The 234-nt window shown below is 56.8% G+C and carries 1 rRNA gene; it reads right to left on the reverse strand.

Annotated elements, in window-relative coordinates:
- Positions 1-8: 8 nt before the first annotated feature.
- A 16S ribosomal RNA gene (locus tag GMJ66_RS20310) occupies positions 9-234 on the reverse strand; the annotation flags it as partial.

A 234-nucleotide genomic window follows, 5' to 3' on the forward strand; every position in this document is an offset into this window, starting at 1 on the left:
ATCCTTAGAAAGGAGGTGATCCAGCCGCACCTTCCGATACGGCTACCTTGTTACGACTTCACCCCAATCATTGGTCCCACCTTCGGCGGCTGGCTCCAAAAGGTTACCTCACCGACTTCGGGTGTTACCAACTCTCGTGGTGTGACGGGCGGTGTGTACAAGGCCCGGGAACGTATTCACCGCGGCATGCTGATCCGCGATTACTAGCGATTCCGGCTTCATGCAGGCGAGTTG

Source organism: Oceanobacillus salinisoli, assembly GCF_009733865.1.
Classification (GTDB): domain Bacteria; phylum Bacillota; class Bacilli; order Bacillales; family Amphibacillaceae; genus Oceanobacillus; species Oceanobacillus salinisoli.